The organism is uncultured Chitinophaga sp., assembly GCF_937874145.1.
In the GTDB taxonomy this organism is placed as follows: domain Bacteria; phylum Bacteroidota; class Bacteroidia; order Chitinophagales; family Chitinophagaceae; genus Chitinophaga.
Window position 1 is genome coordinate 1 of record NZ_CALNBI010000034.1, and the last position, 5,921, is coordinate 5,921.

5 protein-coding genes are annotated in these 5,921 nt (G+C 51.9%); all 5 read left to right on the top strand.

What is annotated here, in order from left to right; genetic code table 11:
* The coding region (locus Q0510_RS01490) for a DUF2167 domain-containing protein (protein WP_298707584.1) at window positions 1–737 on the top strand (737 nt) is incomplete at its 5' end.
* Window positions 738–1,055: 318 nt separating this feature from the next.
* Window positions 1,056–3,518 carry a TonB-dependent receptor gene (locus Q0510_RS01495; RefSeq protein ID WP_298707586.1) on the top strand — a complete coding sequence of 821 codons (2,463 nt, stop codon included), beginning with the start codon at window positions 1,056–1,058 and terminating at the stop codon, window positions 3,516–3,518.
* A gap of 185 nt (window positions 3,519–3,703) precedes the next feature.
* A complete protein-coding gene (locus Q0510_RS01500; RefSeq protein WP_298707588.1) occupies window positions 3,704–4,240 on the top strand; it encodes an RNA polymerase sigma factor in 537 nt (178 codons plus the stop codon).
* Complete coding sequence (locus tag Q0510_RS01505) at window positions 4,237–4,773, top strand: hypothetical protein (RefSeq protein WP_298707590.1); 537 nt, start codon at window positions 4,237–4,239, stop codon at window positions 4,771–4,773. Before Q0510_RS01500 ends, Q0510_RS01505 begins: the two co-directional genes overlap by 4 nt.
* A complete protein-coding gene (locus Q0510_RS01510; RefSeq protein WP_298707592.1) occupies window positions 4,763–5,830 on the top strand; it encodes a DUF4097 family beta strand repeat-containing protein in 1,068 nt (355 codons plus the stop codon). Before Q0510_RS01505 ends, Q0510_RS01510 begins: the two co-directional genes overlap by 11 nt.
* Window positions 5,831–5,921 lie beyond the last annotated feature (91 nt).

Below are 5,921 nucleotides of genomic sequence, written 5' to 3' on the forward strand. Positions count from 1 at the left end.
AACTGTGGGGCAATCCCAAAATGGAAACGATGGGAATGCTCTTTGCAGATTCGTTCGGCCCGATCGACGAGGTTTCCTGGGCGTTCAATATCTCTTTCGATGATTTGGGGTATGTGAAAGACGAGGACGCCGACAAAATTGATTACGCCGAGCTGTTGCAGACCATGAAGGACGATGAGGTCGAGGAGAACAAGCAACGCGTAGCACAGGGATATTCCGAGCTGGTTACGGTTGGATGGGCCTCGCAGCCGTTCTACGACAAAAACACGAAAACCCTGCACTGGGCGCTCGATCTCAAATCCAGCGCCAGCGATGCGCACACGCTTAATTATAACCTGCGGGTGCTTGGCCGGAAAGGCGTTCTGTCAATGAACGCTATCGGCGGCATCGACCAACTGGCAGAGATCAAGACGCATATCCCTGCCATCCTTAACAGCGCCACCTTCGAAGAAGGTTTTGCGTATTCCGACTTCAACCCGGATGTGGACAATGTAGCCGCCTGGACGGTAGGGGGCCTCGTGGCCGGCAAGGTGCTGGCCAAAGCGGGCTTCTTTGCCATACTGGCGAAATTCGGGAAGTTCATTATTATGGGCCTCATCGCCGGAGGTGCTGGCTTGTGGAACTGGTTCCGCGGGCGGAGGAGGAAACAGGAAGAGGAAGCGGTTGCTGAAGTAGCTGCTCCCGCTGAAGAGCCGCAGGCAGTAGGAGATGAGGAGGATGGTGAGCGGAAGTCCTGATAAAGGAAGCATATAATAATATATGAAGCGCGCGGCGCCGGGGGATTTTCCCCCGGCGCCGTTTTTTTTCAAATTTGTTTGTAACCAAATGGTCTAACGGTCGTCTTTCTCCTGTAGCCACATATTTGTTTGTGGATCTCTACAATCAATTTCCAACATTTTTACCAATCATCCCTTCTTGCAAACCACTTGTGTATAATTATGTACTATGTAAAACATACTACCTATCTTAGCACTGTAGTTGATAAAGAAAGGAACTACCCAAACAAAGGAACTAATCAATCTAAAGATCTAAATCCTAACTATAATCCGCCTTATATGAACTCGTTTTACAAACTGTTGATCCTGAGTGTGTTGGTTTCCGGGCCACTATCCGTCCAGGCCCAATCCCAAAACGGCGCTGCCGCCAAAGGGCAGGTCGCCGGTTCCGTAACCCGCTCCAATAACGCTCCCGTTGAATTTGCCACCGTAACCCTCCTTCGTGCAAAAGACTCTTCCCTGGTGAAAGGCGTGCTCGCCGATATCGGCGGTAAATACGCATTCGACGGCGTGGCCGGCGGCAAATACATCGTTGCCGCCGCCAACATGGGGTTGAAAAAGGGTTTTTCCCAGCCCTTCACCTTAAACGGCTCCCCTGTGAACATGCCCGCCATCGTGCTCGGCGAAGATACCCGCAACCTGAAAACAGTAGACGTTACCGCCAAAAGGCCATTCATCGAACAAAAAGCCGATAGAATGGTCGTAAACGTCGAGAACTCTATCGTGGCCGCAGGGGGCACCGCCATGGAAGTGCTCCAGCAATCGCCCGGCATCCAGGTCGATAAGGACGATAACATCTCCATGCGCGGCAAAAACGGCGTCATCATCATGATAGACGGCAAACCTTCCAATATGTCGCCCCAGGACGTTGCCCAGCTGCTCAAAAACATGCCCAGTTCGAACGTTGACCAAATCGAACTGATCGCCAATCCTTCCGCCAAATACGATGCAGCAGGCAACGCGGGGATCATTAATATCAAGCTGAAGAAAAACAGCAACTACGGCGCCAACGGCAGCGTGAACGCTGGGTACACCCAGGGCATGCTGCCCAAGGCGACCGGAGGCCTCAACCTCAACTACCGCAATAAAAAAGTCAATGTTTACGGCTCCTACAACATCAGCTACTTCCGTGGCTTCGAAGAGCTCAACATCACCCGCGACTACCAGACGGAAAAAGGCCGCACTTTCTTCGACCAGCACAATTACATCGATAAATCGTCTACCTACCACGGCGGTAAGGCCGGGATCGATTACTTTATCAATCCCAACCACACGCTCGGTTTCATGGTCAACCTCGCCAAAAGCGGATGGACGGGCGACGGCAACGGCCTGACGATCATTGGAAACGGCATACGGCAGGACTCCAGCCTGCATACCACCAACGACAACAACCAGGATTGGAAACGCCAATCTTACAACTTCAACTATAAAGGCAAACTCGACACCTCCGGGAAAGAAATCAACATCGACCTCGATTATTCCCGCAACACGGAAGACAGCCGCACCAACATGTATTCCAACTATATGGACGCCAAAGGGGAGGAGTTCTTCCGCGGCGATGTAACCCGCAACTTCCAGCCGTCGATCATCAACATCAAAACCGTTAAAGTGGATTACACCCATCCGCTGAAACACAACGACAAACTGGAAGCCGGCGCGAAGTTCAGCTGGGTGGATTCCGACAACAATTCCCGCTTCGATTCGCTGCTGAATGATACCTGGGTGTACGATGGAAACCGTTCCAACTACTTCATTTACAAAGAGAACGTGAACGCAGGGTATATCAATTACAGCCGCCAGTTCAAAAAACTCGGTGTACAAGCCGGTCTCCGCGCCGAACATACCCACGTAATTGGTAACTCGCTGACGCTTAAGCAAGTGAACGATACGAGTTATCTCAACTTCTTCCCCAGCATCTTTTTCAGCTACAATGCCGGGAAAGACCACCAGCTGGGCCTTTCGTACAGCCGCCGCCTGCAGCGCCCGAGCTACGACGACCTTAACCCCTTCGAATTCTACCTCGACCGCTATACCAAAGCCGGCGGCAACCCCAACCTGCGGCCGCAGTTTTCCAGCAACGTGGATTTCACCTGGACGTTCAAATCGTTCCTGACCACGGCCATCGGGTACAGCCACACGAAGGACATGCTTTCCCGCATCCTGGAACCGGGCGTCGACGATATAACCGGCGACACAACGATTGTGGTGTACCGTTACATGAACGTGGCTACCAAAGACAATGTGAACCTGAATGTCAGCGCGCCCATCCCGGTAACCAAATGGTGGAAAACGTTCACGACCGCTTCGGTTTTCTACAACAAATTTGAAACGGTGGTGAAAGGAGAGGAGATCAGGCGCGCGTCGGCCGGTTTCTTCGGCAACACGCAGCACACTTTTACCCTGGGCAAAGGCTGGACGGCGGAAGCTTCCGCCTTTTACACCTCCCCGCAGATCGCGCAGGAAGGCCTGTTCCGGATGAAGGCGATGTACGCAATCAATGCCGGGATCCAGAAGACGGTGCTCGACAAAAAAGGCACGATCCGCCTGAACGTCAACGACATATTTCAGACACAGCGCTTCCGTGGCGACTACGCTGTCACCAACAGCAACCTGACCCTCAAAACGGGCTGGGACAGCCGCCAGGTGCGCCTGAACTTCACCTATCGATTCGGCAACAGCAACGTAAAAGAGGCCCGGAACCGCAAGACCGGCCTGGAAGACGAGCAAAGCCGCGTGAAATAGGCAATTACACCGACCTAATCATGTTTTAGGTATATAAGGATGGAAAGAACGCGGCTCTTCTGGGCCGCGTTCGCTTTTATATGCGGGTGGTTTTCAGTACATTGAAAAAAATGTCCCGGCCCGTGCAACCCTTTTAAAGCTTTATCGTCTTTAATATGAATTTATACCCGGACAACTTGGAAAATTTGCCTGTAACAGATCAGATCGTGGCCAGATGCCGCAAGGGCGACGCCCGTGCGTTCCATGACCTGTATCACGCATATTCCAGGGCTATGTATAATATCTGCCTCCGGATGACCGGCCATCAGGCCGATGCGGAAGACGTTCTGCAGGAGGCATTCGTACAGGTCTTTAAAAATCTGGATAACCTCGCTTCCGACAGCAGCCTGACCGCCTGGGTCAAGCGGATCGTAGTGAACCACTGCCTCAGTTACCTCCGGAAAAAGAAAGTGTATTTCGAGGAAGTGGAAGACCAGGAATGGAAGCAGGAAGAAGGGGTTGACGAATCCGAGCACACATTGACGGTTGCGGCCGTGAAGGACGCGATCGGCCAGTTGCCGGCGGGATACAGGACGGTGCTGAACCTCTACATTTTCGAGGATTACAGCCACCGTGAGATCGCAGGTTTGCTGGGCATCACGGAGTCTACCGTCAAAACGCAATATATGCGGGCGAAGGAAAAAGTCCGCCAGATCGTGAAACTTAAATCAAAAACGATATGAACCTGGAAGAGTTTATCCGGCAGAACAGGAGCGGATTTGAGGAAGAGGGGCCGCGACCGGACGTCTGGGCAGCGCTGGAAAAACAGTTGCCGAAGCCGAAGCAGGAGAGGGGAAAAGTGGTGATGATGGTGGCGAAGCACTGGTGGAAAGCCGCCATACTCGTGGCATTGATCGTCAATGCCGGGTTACTGCTGAAGTATATGAATACCAGGCAGGAAGTAGCGGTGGTGATCCCGGAGATCCAAGAAATGGAATCTTACTATTCGGCGCGTATCGAGCAGAAACTGGAAGTCCTGAAGCAGCTGCCCGTTTCGGAAACGGGGCTCGACAGCCTTACGATGAAAGAGCTTGAACTGCGCAACGATACTTATACCATGCTGGAAAAGGAGCTGGCCGCCAACCCCGGGAACGAGCGCATCCGCGCGGCTATGATCCGGTACTACCAGATGAAGCTCGAGCTCCTGGAGAAGATCCTTGAAGAGCACGACAAGTACACAAATGATTCACCGTCAACGAAAAAAGATGTTTTGTAAATCTACCATACTGTTTTTATTACTGAGCCCGATCCTGGTTTTCGCCACGAAAGGGGACGAAGAGCACAAGGTGACGATGGTAAAAGAATTCCGCGTCAGCGAATCATCTTCTGTAAATATTAACACCAAATACGGTAAAGTAACGGTGCATATCTGGGACAAACCCGCCTGCAAGTCTACCGTGACCGTAACGGGATTTGGCAACAACGCCGATCAGGCGCGCAAGATGACCGAAACGATCGATGTAAAAATGGATGAGTCGGGTGGCAATGTGAATATCAACGTTGTGTCGAATTCCGCATCGAAATGGTTCAATCAACGGAAAGACAATAAAGAATACGTGAATATCGATATCGAATTATACGTGCCTTCCCGTCTGAAAACCATGAATATCGCCAACAGCTTCGGGGATGTGATCGCGCGGCAATTGCCTTTTCCGTCGAACCTCAAAGTGAATTACGGTTTCATTGATGTGGCCGATGCCGGCAGGATATTCCTCAGTATCGCTTACACCAATAAAGCGAGGATCGGCAGCGCGGAGCACCTGACGGTGCAGGCGGCGTATTCTTCCCTGAACTGTGGTAAAATCGACGAGGTGAATTGTACGTCCAGCTACGGCCATTATTCGTTCGGGGATGTGAAAGAACTGAAGTTGCAATCCAGTTATGATGAACTGCGGTTCAGGAATATCGGCAGCCTGGTGCTGAAGGCGAATTATTCCGATGTAAGGATGGAAGAGCTGGGTGCCAGCGCCATCATCAGCTGTAACTACGGCAATATCCGGGTCAGGAAGATCGACAAGGGCTTCAAGTCCGTGAACGCCGACATCAATTATACGGATCTGAGGTTGGGCGTACAGTCCGGCACTCCGTTCCGGGTGCGTGCCGACATCAAGAATGGTAATTTCAGGGCCGATGGGTTCTCATTCAAGCATGTCAACGAGCAACGCAACAAAGGTAACCTCTCCTATTCCGCCATAACATCCAATGCCGCCGAATCGTCTCCGCTCATAACTGTGAACGGAAGGCATTCCGACGTCAAAGTGGGTGAGGACTAATTGTTCAATCTCAAAATTCAAGATTCCATGAAAAAATTTGCAGCGCTCTTCGGAGTCGCCCTCCTGGCCTTTGCCCTGACCGCAACGGCCC

Coding starts and splice junctions, on each gene's coding strand:
- Q0510_RS01505 (WP_298707590.1), top strand. CDS start 4,237: ATGAACCTGGAAGAGTTTATCCGGCAGAACAGGAGCGGATTTGAGGAA.
- Q0510_RS01510 (WP_298707592.1), top strand. CDS start 4,763: ATGTTTTGTAAATCTACCATACTGTTTTTATTACTGAGCCCGATCCTG.
- Q0510_RS01495 (WP_298707586.1), top strand. CDS start 1,056: ATGAACTCGTTTTACAAACTGTTGATCCTGAGTGTGTTGGTTTCCGGG.